Below are 15,693 nucleotides of genomic sequence, written 5' to 3' on the forward strand. Positions count from 1 at the left end.
ATCGCGACCGATGGACACATTGCCCGCCAATATACCAGGCCTCGTTTGGGCCTACAGCTTCCCGGCAGGAAGCGGCAAGGCGGTACGCCTGCAGAACAGCGCCTTTCCGGCCGAGCTGCTGTCCGGCGAAGGGTTTTACTGGCTGCATCTCAACCTCGCCGATGCGCGAGTTCCCGCCTTGCTCGATACGCTGGACGGCCTTTCCGAGGATGCCAAGGCGGCTCTGACGACGCGGGATACACATGCCGCGATCACCGTCGACGAACAGATGCTCTTCGGCACGCTGATCGATTGCCAGCGCGAATTCGACCAAGACACCGCCGATCTCGGCTGGCTGCATTTCGCGATCTCCGATCGCTTCATTATCACCACGCGGCTACAGCCGCTACGCAGCCTCGAGCGGGCACGCGCGATGATCGAAAAGAACTCGGCAAAATTCTCCCGGCCGGTCGACCTTTTCGAGCTACTGGTGATCGAGTTCCAGCGTACGCTGATTGCCGTCGTGATGGAACTCACCGAAGAGTTGAATCTCATCGAAGACTTCGTCTATGACAACGTTTCTCGCGACGAACGACGGCGGCTGGCGCCGGCACGGCGCACGATCGTGCGGCTTCATCGGCACCTCAGGAACGTGCTGACGCTCATGCGGCGCGCCTCGGCCTCCGACGAGGACGAGATGCCCTTCGGCTTCGAGGACATCGCCGGCAGGCTGACGAGCAGGCTGGAGGCGGTCGACCACGATATCTATGCGCTGCAGGAGCGCGCGCGCTTGCTGCACGAGGAAATCGACTCGAAGCAGTCCTCCGAGACCAATCGCCACCTCTATATCCTGTCGCTGATGACCGCCTTCCTGCTGCCGCCAACGCTGGTGACCGGCTTCTTCGGCATGAATACCACCAATCTCCCCTTCGCCGAAGGGGCCAGCGGTACGGCATATGCGGGCGCGTTGATCGTCGCTTCGGTACTGCTCGCCTGGTGGCTCCTTAAGCGTGTCAATATTCTTTGAAACGAAAAAGCCCGGCATCGCTGCCGGGCTGATCGATCCAAAGGTACGCCGAGCTCAGTTATAAGGCGAGTAGCACTGCTGGCGCGGGCCGTTATAGGGCTGGAACGTATTGTCATAAGCGCGGTATGAACGGTAGCGGTTTGCGCACCAGGCAACATGGCCACCGCCGCCGCTGTAGGCCGGCGGGGCAACGTAGCGCGGCTGGGAAGCGATAGCGCCGCCGATGATCGCGCCGGCGCCGAAGGCAGCCAGAGGGTACCAGTAGCCGTTATACTCGCGATAGCCGCGGCGGTAGTAAGGGTAGCCGCGATAGCCACCATACCAACCTGGACGATAGGCCGGGCGATATGCGGGGCGGTAACCGGGGTAGTATCCGGGACGATAGCCCGGACGGTAAATGGGGCGATAGCCCGGCGGATAGTAGCGGCGGTACTGGACGTTCTGCACGTCCGATTTTTCGATCTGCGGTGCTGCCGGCATCTGAATGGCCTGCGACGGCACGAAGCTCGTCAGGACGACAACGGCGGAAAAGACGGCACTCGCAATCTTCTTACTGAGCCCATTCATTGTATTCTCCAATCCCAAGCGCGAATCTGGCCTCACCGGTAACGCAGAGGTGCGGAACACTTTCCCAACACGCTCCGTTCGGCATGAATCGGATTTCTACTGGAGTGCAAATGAACCGGGGATTAACCGGTTCATTTTCCGCAGAACGGGAAAAATCAGGCAACGACGGAAAGCTGCGCCTGGTCGCCCTGGAGGCGGTTCACCATGAAGTTCGAATACCATTCGAGGAACTGCATGACGCCCCCTTCGTGGAGCATCGAATAGGGACCGGGCTCATAGGCCGGCGAGTGAATGCCGAAGGCATTTTCCTCGACGATGCGGCGATCCTGGTCGTTGGTTTCCGTCCAGACGTGCGTCAGTTCCTCGAGATTGTAGTCCACGCCCTCGACGGCGTCCTTGTGCACGATCCACTTCGTCGTGACGGCTGTTTCGTTGGCGCTGAGCGGCAGCACGCGGAAGGTGATCGCGTGGTCGCCGAGCAGGTGGTTCCATGTCGTCGGATAGTGGAAGAGCAGCATGGCGCCGATGCGGTCGATTGTGACGTCCTCGGACAGCTTGCGCTTGACGGCCGGGCGGCCGGACATGGTGTAGCTTTCGGCATCCTCGATCAGCGGCATGCGGGCCGTGCGGAACTGGCCGTCGGGCGAGATCTGGAACTTGCTCGGAAGGCCCGCCGCCTCGCAGCGCGCCCAATGACCGGCGATTTCCGGATCGTCGGCACCTCCGTCCGTACCCGTGACGCTCGGGGCTTCCGGATAGGTGCGGCAGAGTTCGGGATGGTTGGCGGCGCAGTGGTAGCACTCGCGATTGTTTTCCCAGACGAGCTTCCAGTTGCCCTTCTCGATAATGGTGCTTTGGAAGGCGACCTTGCCTTCGCTGAGACGGTGGGGAAGCATATAGGGGCTGACCATGTCGCGAACCGGCTGGAAGTCCGGCGCCGTGTCAGCCAGGCAGATGAAGATGTAGCCCGCGAAGCTCTCGCAATGCACGGGCTTCAGGCTGTAGCCGCTCTTGTCGAAATCATCCCCCATGTGGCGGGCAAAGGCGAGCTTGCCGTCGAGGTCATACGTCCACTGGTGATAGGGACAGACGAGACGGACCGACGAGCCGTGCTCCTTGGTGCAGACGCGCGAGCCGCGATGGCGGCAGCTGTTGTGGAAGGCACGGATGACGTTGTCGCGGCCACGGACGATGACAACCGGATACTGGCCGATCTGAACGGTGAAATAGGCGCCCGGCTTCGGCAGTTCGCAATCGTGGCCCATGAACAGCCAGTCTCGATAGTAGATCATCTCCATATCGAGCTTGAAGTAATCTTCGTCGATATAGAAAGGCTGCTCAAGGCTGAAGCCTGCGCGCCGGTTCCTGAGCTGCCGCAAAACGTTGCTGCGAATATCCATCTGCTTATCCTCGTGCCATAGGCCGCCGCCGCGAAGGCGGGATGGAGGCGCCCGCTTCTTCTCCGTGCGGGAGAATTATCATGGCGCCATTTAAACACCGGCCATGATTGCGGCTTGGTTGTAATGCGACATCGGCTTCGAAATTGACGACAGCGCGGCGAGGCAAGATGATTTTCGGCATCCCCGCCGCGAAGCCTTCAAATGCGACATCCGAAAAGTTCAAATATGACGGCGGAATCAACCGCCCTCCAGCGCATTATCGCATCTGCGACGCCCTTTCGCTACGGGCGCCCGCCATCATGCGCAAGAGACGGGTTTAACAGGCCATTAAGCATAAACTTCTATTCTTCCCTTATCGAACAAAGCAGATGGAATGCGAGCCATGGCGAAACTTCGCTATTTCGACGCCAAAGAAGATGCCAGGCCACAGGACAAGAGACCTGCCGCACCGCATTCCGAATTTCTCCGCACCGGCAAGATCACTCGCGATCGGGCGCACTGGCTCGCCGAAGAACGCCGCTATCTGACGCATAAGGAAGTAAGCGAGAAAACCGGCCGGAAGCTGCAAACGGCAGGCATCAAGGCGCATCAGCAGATCAACGGCTTCCACCGCACGATCCAGTTTCCCAAGATGGTGTTTCACCGCACGCTCGCCGACAGCCCGCATCTCGGCTACTGCCATGTCACGGCCGCCCGCACAAAGTTCGACCGCTACGAGGACGTCAGTTGGGCCTTCTACATCGCCAACTTCTATGCAGACATCGGCGACAACGACAATTTCTTCCATCACATCGATATCAAATATTCCCGCATGTATTTCGCCGTCGCGATCAAGCCGGGCGAACATACGCCGGAGAAAATGACGATCGACCGCTCCATTCGCGGCAACGGCGTGCTCTTCAGAACCGACGATCCGCAGGTGGCCATCAGGAACGTGCTTCTGCTCGGCGCGCGCAACGAACAGCTTCGCGAAATCATCCGCCAGCTCTGATATTGATCGAAAGCTTTCAAAGGCCTATGGGACTGCCTGGAAACAACGGGCGGTATATGGCACGTATAATCGACATCGCAGAACATCGAGATGAAGCGCTGCAAATGGCGGCCGCCGTGCTTTCGGAAGGTTTTCCGGTCGCCATCCCGACCGAGACCGTCTACGGCCTTGCCGCCGATGCCACCAATGCGGCGGCGATAACCCGTATCTACGAGACCAAGGGACGGCCGCGCTTCAATCCGCTGATCTGCCATATGAGCGACCTTGCGATGGCAGAGGACTATGCGGAGTTCGATCCGGTTTCGCGCGCGTTGGCGGAAGCCTTCTGGCCGGGGCCGCTGACGCTCGTCCTGCCCTTGAAGGCGGATAGCCATATCCATGCGCTGGCAACCGCCGGTCTGGATACGGTCGGCATCCGCGTGCCGAAGGGATTTGCGGGCGATCTGATCCGCGCCTTCGGCAAGCCGCTCGCAGCGCCCAGCGCCAACACATCCGGCAGGATCAGCGCCACCAGCGCCGCGCATGTCGACGCCGATCTCGGCAGCAAGATCAAGCTCATCATCGATGCCGGCGCCAGCACCGTGGGCGTCGAATCCACCATCGTCAAGGTGGAGGACGGCGAGTTGAAGCTTCTGCGGCCCGGCGGGCTTCCGGCTTCCGAGATCGAACGCGTCGCCGGCAAGCGGCTGCGGCGCGCCGGAAAGGCATCAGCGGCGATCGAGGCTCCCGGCATGCTTGCCTCGCATTATGCGCCGGGTGCCAACGTCCGTCTCGATGCCGGAGCCGTCACACGCGACGAGGCCCTGATTGCCTTTGGCTCTACCGATGTCGTGGGTGCCAGCGAAGCCGCCATAGTGCTCAACCTCAGCCCCCGCGGCGATCTGGCCGAGGCGGCAGCCAATCTTTTCGACTACATGAAAAAGGCCGATGCCAGCGGCGCAGCAACGATCGCCTTTTCGCCGATACCGGACGAGGGTCTTGGCGAAGCGATCAACGACCGTTTGCGGCGCGCTGCCGGGCCGCGTGACGAATAACCAGGAAGGAATGAGCTCGATGAGCGCTGCCGTCTCCCCCGAACTTCTTGACCGCTTCGCCGCCATCGTCGGCGAGAAATACGCGCTGCGCAGCGAGGCCGAGCTTGCGCCGCACCTGATCGAGAACCGCGGGCTTTATCACGGTTCCTCCCCTCTCCTGCTCAAGCCGGCGAACGTCGAGGAAGTTTCGGCGATCCTGAAGCTTGCGACGGAAACCGGCACGGCGGTCGTGCCGCAGACCGGCAATACCGGCCTTGTCGGCGGCCAGACGCCGCGTGAGGGCAAGTCGGACATCATCATCTCGCTCGAACGCATGAACAGGATCCGCGACGTCGATCCGGTGGCGAACGTGCTGGTTGCCGACGGCGGCGCGATCCTTGCCGACGTGCAGAAGACGGCCGAGGCGCATGGAAAGCTTTTCCCTCTTTCGCTCGGTGCCGAAGGCTCCTGCCGGATTGGCGGTAATCTCTCGACGAATGCTGGCGGAACGGCGGTGCTGGCATACGGCAACATGCGCCAGCTCTGCCTCGGCCTCGAAGTCGTGCTGCCAACCGGCGAAATCTGGGACGGCCTGCGCCGCCTGAAGAAGGATAACACCGGCTACGATCTTCGCGATCTCTTCATCGGCGCCGAAGGCACGCTCGGCATCATCACCGGTGCCGTCCTCAAGCTTTACCCGCAGCCACTTGGCCATCAGGTCGCCTTCGCAGGGGTCAACTCAGTGGAGGAGGCGCTTGCCCTCTTCAATCTCGCGGGCAGCCTCTGCGGCACCTCGTTGACCGGCTTCGAACTGATGCCGCGTTTCGGCGTCGAGATCACCGCCAAGCATATCGAGGGCGTGCGCGATCCGCTGGAAACGGCTTACCCGTGGTATGTGCTGATCGACATCTCGACCTCGGATTCAGCCGAGACCGCCGAGCGGATGATGAATGCGCTGCTTGAACAGGGGTTTGAAGCCGGACTCGTGCAGGACGCGGCGATTGCCTCCTCCGTCGCGCAGCAGAAGGCGCTCTGGCACATGCGCGAGAGCATGTCGGAAGCCCAGAAGCCAGAAGGCGGCTCGATCAAGCACGATGTCTCCGTGCCGGTCTCGAAGATCCCGCATTTCATGCAGGAGGCCGGCGATGCCGTCATGGCGGTAATGCCCGGTGCTCGCATCTGCGGGTTCGGCCACATGGGCGACGGCAATATTCACTACAACATTTCCCAGCCGGTAGGCGCCGACAAGGACGCCTTCATTGCCCGCTGGCATGAGATGAACGAGATCGTGCACGGCATCGTGCTCTCTCACGGCGGCTCGATCTCGGCAGAGCACGGCATCGGCCAGCTGAAGCGCGACGAACTTGCCGCGATCCGCCCCGCCATCGAGATCGATCTGATGCGCCGCATCAAGCGCGTCTTCGATCCGGCGAACATCATGAACCCGGGGAAAGTGGTCAATGTGGAGTAAAAACGTGGCGACTTAGCCGCCACCGGTCAGAATCTGCAGTGCCGGCGATTGCGTCGTGACATTCTGAATATCGTACATCGCCGTGAAACGCTTCACCAGCTTGTCGACCTTCTTCGAGTCAGACAGGTCCTCTAGGTCGACGAAACGCTTCAGCAGATCGACCTGCTTGGTGACATCCATGCTCGATATCTGGCTTGGCAGGTTGTAGGCGGTGGTGACGACCTGGAAAAGCGCCTTGTCGCCCAGGATGGAGTAGAGCGAGGTGATGTCTGGCGCCTTGCGGGCGAAGTAAAGTGCGAGGCGGGTTCCATCGTTCGTCTCGCCTTCCTGCGTCTCGAGCGTCTGCCGCAGATAGGCATCTTGGGTGCGATCGAGCGCACCTTGATCCTGAACGGTGCCCAGCTTGGCGCGCGTGAGATCGCCAGCTGTGTCGAAGTTAAAGTCGGCGACGATGTTCTTGAATTTCGAGTCAGCCTTGGTGTTCAGATAGCTCTTTGCATTGTCGGGATCGGACGTGAATATCTTCTTCAGCGTCTCTTCGTCGTAATCCTTGGGATCGAGACCGACGGATTTGAGAATCAGACCGGTCAACCGGTCGTCCTCCAGGAAATCATCGAGGGACTGCACCGATTCCATGGTCTTGGCGAAATAGTCGACTTCCTCGGTCGCATCCTTGGATGCCTTATCCTTCAGGGGACCGTCCTTCATCAGCATGATTACATGCGACTTATAGCTCGTCGCATACTTGGCCATCGCCGCGGGTGACAGTGCCTGCAGCTGGATTGACGCGTTACCTTCGCTATCGAAATTGAAGGCCCTTGCCAATCGGGTTATGCGGTCGTCTTTGAAGGATGCGACATAGCCCTCGGGGTCGTAAGGATCGCTTGCCAGCAGCTTGCGCATGACGGATTTCGGCAGCTCCGCCTCCGTCAAGCCGAAAGCCTGAAGCGCAACCTGATAGAGGTCGGGCAGATCGTCGTTCGTCTTGTCTAGATCGCCGGTCTTGTTGTTGTTCAGGAAATCGTTGACGCTGTCGACGTCGGAGAAATTGTTCAGCGTCCTGGTATCGGACATACGTGTCTTGTAGTTGGCGACGATTTCCTCGATGGCCGCTTTCGCCTCGTCGTCGTAACGGGCCATGTAATTTACGGAAGTCGCCTGGATCAGGGAGTCCGATTGCGGGCCATCGGTCCCGAGGACGCTTCCATCAGCCTCGAAGGCGAATGCCTGATAGACAGCCGTGGCGCCCATCGTATTGGCATAGGCCGGATCGACAAGGATTTGCCTCAAGGCCGCATCGCTCAAGTCCGTGCCGAAGCTGCTCGGGCCAAGACTGTAAGCGGCCCTGATGTAGTCAGTCAGGCGCTCGTCGGCGATGAGGCTGTCGACATTGGTGACCGTCTTGATCTTGGATTCGTAATAGGTCTTGTTGTAGTCGGCGGCGGCCTTCGTCGTATAGACGATATCCGGAAACACGTCGTTGTCGACAATGACGGTCGACGAATTCAGATTGTACTGCTCCATGACCGTATTTTTCTGGGTCGCCGTCTGGGCCGAGCCATTCACCGTGCCATCGGCATTGAAATTGAACTGCGCCGCAAGCGCCTGGTATTTCTCGCCGCCCTGAAGGTTCACCACGCTGTTCGGATCGTTGAGATCGCTCGTCAGCACATCGCGCAGAAACTGCTTGGACGCGTAGGTCGTATCAATGCCGAACGTCTCCAGCACATAGGTCCGCAGCCGCGTGTTATTGATGAGATCATCGACAGACTGCACATTGGCGATCGCCGCACTGTAATAGTCGGTATCCTTGATCGCCTGCTTTTCCTGATCGGTAAAGGACGCATTATACTTGTCGAGAAGGTCAGTTTCCTGAGCGTCCGTCTGCGCATCCTTGGCCGTACCGGTGCTAAAATTGAACGCCGCAGCAAAAGTTTTGTAGCGCTGATCCGAAAGCTTGTTGGCGAAACTGTCGGGATCGGTCAGGTCGCTTTCCAGCACCTTCTTCATGAAGGCCTTGGCATAGGTCATGTCGTCAAGGCCATAGGCCTGCATCGCATAGCTATAGAGCTTGTAGTCGCCGAGGAAGTCGTCGACGTCCTTCACCTTGTTGATATTGGCGGCGTAATATTCGGCGTCCCTTTTGATCGTTGCCTGCGAAGCAATGCGATCAAGACTCGTCTTCGGGTCGCGACTTATGATCGCGTAGGCAACGGAGGCGGAAATCATGAATGCGCCCTTAAACAGCAAAACCTGAAAGAACAATGCGGGATCCTGCGCGTATTTTGCCATGGAAAGCTTACCTGAGACTTACCTGACGCTGTCCCGCTTTGACGCGACCGCCCTCGCCGATCCGTTCATGGTCCGGAAACCCTGCCACATTGGTTTTTGATAACCATCAGGGAAGGCAAAGTTTTCTTAACCGCAAATTTTAAGTGGTCCGGAAGAGGCCCCGCCTATTGTCGAGGCATAGAGGGCGAAAAAGCCCCGAGGAGAAGACCGGAAACCGGCTCTCAGGTAAGACAAGGGTAGAAATGAACATGAACAACACCGTTATGAAGCCCGCTTGGGCTGGAACGACACTGCGTCTCGATCCGTCGCGCTTTCCCCAGCAGGTCAGCTACGCCATCCACGACTCCACAAGTGACGTCAGCATAACGATCGATGAACGCGGCGCCATCCTCCGCAAGATCCTTCCCTCCAGCGGTCTGCCGCTTTCCATCGCCCTGCCGAAGCGCGCCTTCAAAGGCGTTGCGGCCCGGGCGATCGACCATGGCGACGGCGAAGTGACCGTCACGCTGGAACTGCACCATGAAGACCCGGACCTCTGCGTGCCGCTGCTTGTCGCACATGATCTCTCCGATATCGCCGCCGACTGGCGGGGCTGGTCGGAAGCATTCCGCATTCCGATGCTGATGGTGGAGGCCGACGGCATTGCCCGTCCGCTCGAAGATCATCTCGGCGATCTGCGCACCAGCCACATGAAGCCACGCCGCCGCCATTCCTACTTCGCCAATCGCCGTCCGCGCTTCCTAGTGCGCCGCACGATCGGCAAACTCGGCGTGACGATGAAGATCGAAGGCAAGGAAATTATCGCCCGCAATTAAGAATTCGGCGAGTGACCCAATCTGAAACCCGGCTTCGCGCCGGGTTTTTTGTTTCAATCAGGGAAGGGAAAAGAGCACCGAGACGAACAGTCCCGCAAAGATGATCAGGCCGACGCGGTTGTNTTTGTTTCAATCAGGGAAGGGAAAAGAGCACCGAGACGAACAGTCCCGCAAAGATGATCAGGCCGACGCGGTTGTTCGACTTAAAAAGCGCCAGGCATTGCGTGGCGTCGTTTATATCGAGTCTGGCGATCTGCCAGGCGAACATGCCGGCGGCAATCAACAGCCCGATATAGGACGCGAAACCGGCGCCGGCCAAAACAAAGGCGAGCAGCATGAGGACTAGCGTTGTGCCATAAAGGCCGATCAGCCACTGCCGCGTCTGATCGCCGAAAAGCCGCGCGGTCGAACGTACGCCGATCAGTTCGTCGTCTTCCTTGTCCTGATGCGCATAGATCGTGTCGTAGCCGATCGTCCAGACGACTGAGGAAAGATAGAGCCCAATCGCAGCGAAAGAGAGCGTGCCGAATATGCCGGCCCAGCCCATCAGTGCGCCCCAGGAAAAGGCGAGGCCAAGGAAAAACTGCGGCCAGTCCGTGAAGCGCTTGGCAAACGGGTAGAGCGCGACGATGCAAAGCGACAGCACGCCTAGAATGACTGCGAACCAGTTGAACTGGAGAAGCACCAGCAGGCCTGCCAGCGCCTGCAGCACCATGAAGACCTTTGCCTGAGTGCGCGTAACGCGTCCGGACGGCAGCGGCCGTGAACGTGTGCGCGCGACCTCCATGTCGATATCGTGATCAACCAGATCGTTGTATGTACACCCTGCCCCACGCATGGCAACGGCGCCGATGAAGTAGAGAAGCAGGTGAAACAGCATCTGCGAGCCGGAAAACAGGCCCTGCGCCGCGGCCGCATTCGCGGCAAGCGCCACCGACCAGAAGCAGGGCCACATCAGGAGCTGCCAGCCGATCGGCCTGTCCCAGCGCGCCAGCTGCGCATAGGGCCAGAGCCACGGAGGCAAGATCCGATAAACCCAATTGTCCGAAGGCGCATCGGCGACGCGCCCGTTAAAGCCGCCAATCTGTTGCATGCGGCCATCTAGCGACGGGGCGCGGTGCGGGTCAATAGCGCAGTCGGCACCAGGCGCTCATCTTCGCCGATAGAGGAAGTAGCGGCCTTTCCCGACGGATGCCGGCAGCGGCATTTCCTCCAGTTCAGGATGCATCAATTCCAGGCCGCTTACCGCCAATCCGCCCGGCGCCAGCACCGCAACCACTCTCGACGGCAGCCACTCCCGGATGACCGCATCCTTCTCCGGATACCCGGTGCCGATATCGGCATGCCCGATAGCTGCCCTTTTGCCGGTATAGCTCAGGCAGGTTTCCTTGATATCGCCGAGCACAACATCGCCATCGTCGGGCCGGCAGCTTCCATGGGCGCCGTTTTCGCGATCGAATGCAATGATGTGCCGATTCGGGAAGCGCACTCTTAAGTGGCTGTAGGTTCTGCCGTTGCCGAGGCCGATTTCCAGTATCGGTCCATCGGGCAGGCTCGCCTGCTTTTCCGCGATGTAATCGAGAATGTCCCTCTGCGCGGAAATCCGGCTGATGAAGTCGTCGAGACGTGTTCGCATAGATAGCTCCGGTTCTCGAGCTCGAAATAAGCTTTAAATTCAATAGTTCAATCACACCGCTCCGCTGCTAACGCTGGTTCCAGCGCCGGATGACCGGCTCGGTCAAGTCGTGCTCATAGCCGAGGGTGCTGATACTTGCAGTGTCGAGGACGAAGCGCGAGCCGTCTTCCGGCGGCAGGCCGAGCCAGCGGGCGGCAAGCACGCGGAGGAAATGGGAGCTGGAGAAGATCAAGATCGGCACGTTGGCGTCGCGAATTTCGCTGACGATACAGTCCGCCCTTGCACCGATATCCGGGGCCATCTCTCCCCCTGGACATCCGTCGCGGAACAATCGCCAGCCGGGTCGGGCCGCAAGGATTTCCTTTGTCGTGATGCCCTCGTAAGCGCCATAGTCCCATTCGGCGAGATTGGGCTTTATCATGGCATTTGCACCGAACCCGGCAAGAGCACAGGTGTTTCTCGCCCTTTGTGAGGGGCTCGACCAGACCGCGGAAGCCTCCAGTCCCTTCAAGCGGTCTGCGAGTTTGCGGGCGGCCGCCTCGCCGTTCGGGGTCAGGGGGATATCCGTTCTGCCGGTATGTTTTCCGGAGAGCGACCACTCCGTTTCACCGTGGCGGACGAGATGGATTTCGGGGAATGCACTGCTCATCTGCACACCTTCCTTAAAGAAAAGGCGCGGTCGCCGCGCCGTGATGTCAGAAAACCACCTTTTCCAAGGGCGGCCGTGTGGCCTCGAACTCCTTCAGCTTCGCCTCATTCTCGGCAATATAATTGCGGTTGTCCGGTGTCGAGTACTGGTTCTTGGAAATTTGGATCTGCATGACGAAGAGTTCGTCCCAGCGGAAGCCCATTTCAGAGCCGGCGAGATAAAACTCCCACATGCGGAAAAACCGCTCGTCGTAAAGGGCAACGGCCTCCGCCTTTCGCGTCACGAAGCGCTCCCGCCAGTGGCGGAGCGTATGAGCATAATGTAGCGGCAGGACTTCGATGTCCCTGATCAACAGCCCGGCCTTCTCGATCGCAGGCACCGTCTCGCCGATCGAGGGGATGTAGCCCTGCGGGAAGATGTATTTCTCGATGAAGGCATTCGTCGCAAAGCTCCGCTTTGGGCGGGCGATGGAATGCAGGAGCATGACGCCATCGTCGGCGAGAAGTTCGTGCACCTTGCGGAAATAGTTGCCGAAATTGCCGATGCCGACATGCTCGAACATGCCGACCGAAACGATGCGGTCGAACTTCATGCCTGTCATCGTGCGGTAATCCTGCAGTTCGAAGCGGACGCAATCCGCAAGGCCACGCTTTTGGGCGCGCTCGCGCGAAATTTTCAACTGCTCCTCGCTGAGCGTGATGCCGGTGACATCGACGCCTGTCGTCGACTCCGCCAGATACATGCCCATGCCGCCCCAGCCGGAGCCGATTTCCAGAATGTGCTGATTGGGTTCCAGCAGAAGCTTGGCGGCGATATGTCGCTTCTTGGCGAGTTGCGCCTCCTCCAGACTGATGCCCGGCGGATCGAAATAAGCACAGGAATATTGCCAGTCTTCATCAAGGAAAAGTGCAAAAAGCTTTTCCGACAGATCGTAGTGGTGGGCGACATTGCGCTTGTTGTGATTGATCGGCAGCCGGCTCTTCAGCTGCTGTAGGGCGATGCGGCCGACCAGACGTGCGGCCATCGGAATATCGAAGATTTCGTTGGTGGTGTTCTGCTTCACCATCGAAAGGAAATCGTAGATATTGCCCTGCTCAAGAATGAACCGGCCGTCCATATACATTTCGCCGAGCTTGAGTGTGGGATCGCGGCGGATGAGCTTCTCGGCCTCCTCGTCCGCTACGCGGACGACGACCAGATCCCCGCCGCCATCGCCAATCGCATGTGTCTCGCCATTGGCCAGCGTGAGCTTCAGATTACCCTTGCAGATGATTTTTTTGACAATCGATAAAAATCCCGACGCCATGCACTGGGCCTCGCAAATGTGACAGGATGATACGGATTAAACTTAGTCCCTCTCCTCCGCCACACAAGCGCCGTATTTGGCAGTTCCGCAACAAGGCTGCCAAACTGTGACATTTTTGCAATGGGCGCAGCTAAGCCTTTATTTTCGCTTCATGGCCTCTGCGAGCGCAGCGCCGAAGGCGCCTTGTGTTTCCTGTCTCGGGACAAGCGGACGCCGGTCGTTCTGCGGCCGTGCACCCTGATTCCCACGGGGCTCGCCGCGCGGTGCCGAAGCCGGCGAACCGTCATCCTTGCGCATCGAAAGACCGATGCGCTTGCGCTTCGCATCGACTTCGACGACTCGCACCGTCACCACATCGCCGGCCTTGACAACTTCGTGAGGATCTTTGACGAAGCGGTCGGCAAGCTGCGAGACATGCACAAGGCCGTCCTGATGCACGCCGATATCGACGAAGGCGCCAAAGGCCGCGACGTTGGTCACCGTGCCTTCCAGCACCATGCCCGGCTTGAGATCAGAGATTTCGTTGACGCCTTCGGCAAAGGTGGCCGTCTTGAAGTTCGGGCGCGGGTCGCGGCCGGGCTTTTCCAGCTCGGTGAGGATATCCTTGACCGTCGGCAGGCCGAATTTCTCGTCGATGAACTGGCGCGGATCGATCGCCTTCAAAGCGGCGCTGTCGCCCATCAGCGAACGCAGATCGCGGCCACAGGCGGCGACGATCTTCTTCGCCACGCCATAGGCTTCCGGATGGACCGATGATGCGTCGAGGGGCTCCTTACCGTTCGGAATACGCAGAAAGCCCGCCGCCTGCTCGAAGGTGCGGTTGCCGAGGCGGGCGACCTTCAACAGGTCGCGGCGGCTTCCGAACGGACCGTTCTGGTCGCGATGGACGACGATGGCTTCGGCAATCGACGGGCCGAGGCCGGAGACGCGTGACAGCAGCGGCGCGGAAGCCGTGTTGAGATCGACGCCGACGGCATTCACCGCGTCTTCGACGACGGCATCGAGCGATCGCGACAGCTTCTGCTGGTCCACGTCATGCTGGTACTGGCCGACGCCGATCGACTTCGGCTCGATCTTGACGAGTTCTGCCAGCGGATCCTGCAGGCGGCGGGCGATGGAAACGGCGCCACGCAGCGATACGTCGAGGTCCGGGAATTCGGCTGCAGCAGTCGCGGACGCGGAATAGACCGATGCGCCGGCTTCCGAAACGATAACCTTGGTGGGCTTTGCGCCCGGAAGATCGACCAGCATGTCGGCTACCAACTTTTCGGTTTCGCGGCTGCCGGTGCCGTTGCCGATCGAGATCAGTTCGACATTGTGCTTGCGGATGAGCGAGGCCAATTCCACCTGAGTGCCACGCACATCGTTCCGCGGCTGGAAGGGGTAGACCGTGGAGGTTGCGACGACCTTGCCGGTGCCGTCGACGACCGCGACCTTGACGCCCGTGCGGATGCCCGGATCGAGGCCCATCGTGGCACGCGAACCTGCAGGCGCCGCAAGCAGCAGATCCTTCAAATTACGTGCAAAGACGTGGATCGCTTCCTCTTCGGCGCGTTCGCGCAATTCGCGCATGAGGTCGAGCGACAGCGACATGGAAAGCTTCACGCGCCAGGTCCAGCTTGCGACATCCATCAGCCAGCGGTCGCTGGGGCGGTTCGGACCGATCTCGTAAGCTTCGGCGATCATCCGCTCGACTGGCTTGTTGGGTGAGGCGGTCTCCGCATCGGCTTCGATCGTCAGCGTCAGCACTTCCTCGTTCCAGCCGCGCAGCATGGCAAGCGCGCGGTGGCCGGGCACCGTCGCCCAGCGTTCGGAATGGCCGAAATAGTCCGAGAACTTCTCGCCCGCCGCCTGCTTGCCATCCACGACCTTGGCCTTCAGAAGCGCGGCTTTGCGCATATGGGCGCGGAGCTTACCGAGCAGATCGGCATTTTCCGCAATGCCTTCCGCGATGATATCGCGTGCGCCTTCGAGCGCCGTTTTCACATCCGGCACATCGGCAGTGATGTAGCCTTCAGCCAACGCAGCGGGTTCCTTCGAGCGGTCGGCGACGATCGCTTCGGCCAGCGGCCCGAGACCGCGCTCGCGGGCGATTTCGGCACGGGTGCGGCGCTTCGGCTTGTAGGGCAGATAGAGGTCTTCGAGCTCCGCCTTGGTGGCGGCGCTCGCGATCTTGGCCATCAACTCGTCGGTCATCTTGCCCTGGCCGGCGATCGATTCGACAATCGTGTCGCGGCGGGCCTCCAGCTCGCGCAGATAGACGAGGCGTTCGGCGAGCGTGCGCAGCTGCGTATCATCCAGCCCGCCCGTCACTTCCTTGCGGTAGCGCGCGATGAAGGGAACGGTCGCGCCCTCATCGAGCAGCTCGATCGCGGCTTTGGCCTGGTCCGGCCGGGCATTGATTTCGGAGGCGATGACTGCGGCAAGCGAGCGAAGGTCTGCGGCCATGGGATTTCCCTGAATTCACGAAAGTGCCGGGACCATAGCGGCGAAAAGCGGCAAGGCAATGCCCGAGATGGGTTTCCACAGAGCGGAGGCCCCACTAAT

Annotated in this window: 13 protein-coding genes; 5 read left to right on the plus strand and 8 right to left on the minus strand. The window is 60.0% G+C overall.

Annotated elements, in window-relative coordinates; translation table 11 throughout:
• The first annotated feature begins 10 nt into the window (after positions 1–10).
• A complete protein-coding gene (locus tag BN1800_RS12860) occupies positions 11–1,006 on the plus strand; it encodes a transporter (RefSeq protein WP_027507751.1) in 996 nt (331 codons plus the stop codon).
• 54 nt (positions 1,007–1,060) lie between these two features.
• Here the strand turns inward: BN1800_RS12860 and BN1800_RS12865 are convergent, their stop codons facing one another.
• On the minus strand, positions 1,061–1,573 hold the full coding sequence (locus BN1800_RS12865) for a BA14K family protein (RefSeq protein ID WP_027507752.1): 513 nt from the start codon (positions 1,571–1,573) through the stop codon (positions 1,061–1,063).
• A gap of 155 nt (positions 1,574–1,728) precedes the next feature.
• Positions 1,729–2,973: an aromatic ring-hydroxylating oxygenase subunit alpha gene (locus tag BN1800_RS12870; protein ID WP_086997986.1), complete on the minus strand. Its 1,245-nt coding sequence runs from the start codon at positions 2,971–2,973 to the stop codon at positions 1,729–1,731.
• Between the two features lie 382 nt (positions 2,974–3,355).
• Between BN1800_RS12870 and BN1800_RS12875 the strand changes: the two genes are divergently transcribed.
• The 3 genes from BN1800_RS12875 to BN1800_RS12885 are packed head-to-tail and all read left to right on the plus strand — an operon-like array spanning position 3,356 to position 6,448.
• On the plus strand, positions 3,356–3,964 hold the full coding sequence (locus BN1800_RS12875) for a DUF6656 family protein (RefSeq protein WP_027507754.1): 609 nt from the start codon (positions 3,356–3,358) through the stop codon (positions 3,962–3,964).
• A 56-nt stretch (positions 3,965–4,020) separates the two neighbouring features.
• Positions 4,021–4,998 carry an L-threonylcarbamoyladenylate synthase gene (locus BN1800_RS12880; protein WP_027507755.1) on the plus strand — a complete coding sequence of 326 codons (978 nt, stop codon included), beginning with the start codon at positions 4,021–4,023 and terminating at the stop codon, positions 4,996–4,998.
• A 19-nt stretch (positions 4,999–5,017) separates the two neighbouring features.
• Entirely contained in the window at positions 5,018–6,448 is a 1,431-nt protein-coding gene (locus BN1800_RS12885; RefSeq protein WP_086998118.1) for an FAD-binding oxidoreductase, read from the plus strand.
• Positions 6,449–6,460: 12 nt separating this feature from the next.
• Here the strand turns inward: BN1800_RS12885 and BN1800_RS12890 are convergent, their stop codons facing one another.
• Entirely contained in the window at positions 6,461–8,740 is a 2,280-nt protein-coding gene (locus tag BN1800_RS12890; RefSeq protein ID WP_425298999.1) for a DUF1217 domain-containing protein, read from the minus strand.
• A 248-nt stretch (positions 8,741–8,988) separates the two neighbouring features.
• Between BN1800_RS12890 and BN1800_RS12895 the strand changes: the two genes are divergently transcribed.
• Positions 8,989–9,555, plus strand: a complete 567-nt coding sequence (locus BN1800_RS12895) for a DUF6101 family protein (RefSeq protein WP_027507758.1) — start codon at positions 8,989–8,991, stop codon at positions 9,553–9,555.
• Positions 9,556–9,688: 133 nt separating this feature from the next.
• Here the strand turns inward: BN1800_RS12895 and ubiA are convergent, their stop codons facing one another.
• The 5 genes from ubiA to BN1800_RS12920 all read right to left on the minus strand — a co-directional run bounded on the left by ubiA (position 9,689) and on the right by BN1800_RS12920 (position 15,594).
• Complete coding sequence (gene ubiA / locus BN1800_RS12900; RefSeq protein ID WP_086997989.1) at positions 9,689–10,648, minus strand: 4-hydroxybenzoate octaprenyltransferase; 960 nt, start codon at positions 10,646–10,648, stop codon at positions 9,689–9,691.
• A gap of 57 nt (positions 10,649–10,705) precedes the next feature.
• Positions 10,706–11,191 carry a class I SAM-dependent methyltransferase gene (locus BN1800_RS12905; protein ID WP_037140686.1) on the minus strand — a complete coding sequence of 162 codons (486 nt, stop codon included), beginning with the start codon at positions 11,189–11,191 and terminating at the stop codon, positions 10,706–10,708.
• 67 nt (positions 11,192–11,258) lie between these two features.
• The gene (locus BN1800_RS12910; protein WP_086997992.1) at positions 11,259–11,840 is read right to left on the minus strand and encodes a histidine phosphatase family protein; all 582 of its coding nucleotides are present in this window, start codon (positions 11,838–11,840) and stop codon (positions 11,259–11,261) included.
• A 46-nt stretch (positions 11,841–11,886) separates the two neighbouring features.
• Positions 11,887–13,146 carry a cyclopropane fatty acid synthase gene (locus BN1800_RS12915; RefSeq protein ID WP_086997995.1) on the minus strand — a complete coding sequence of 420 codons (1,260 nt, stop codon included), beginning with the start codon at positions 13,144–13,146 and terminating at the stop codon, positions 11,887–11,889.
• Positions 13,147–13,284: 138 nt separating this feature from the next.
• Complete coding sequence (locus BN1800_RS12920; protein ID WP_086997998.1) at positions 13,285–15,594, minus strand: Tex family protein; 2,310 nt, start codon at positions 15,592–15,594, stop codon at positions 13,285–13,287.
• Positions 15,595–15,693 lie beyond the last annotated feature (99 nt).

Origin of the sequence: Rhizobium sullae (assembly GCF_900169785.1) — a bacterium.
GTDB lineage: Bacteria > Pseudomonadota > Alphaproteobacteria > Rhizobiales > Rhizobiaceae > Rhizobium > Rhizobium sullae.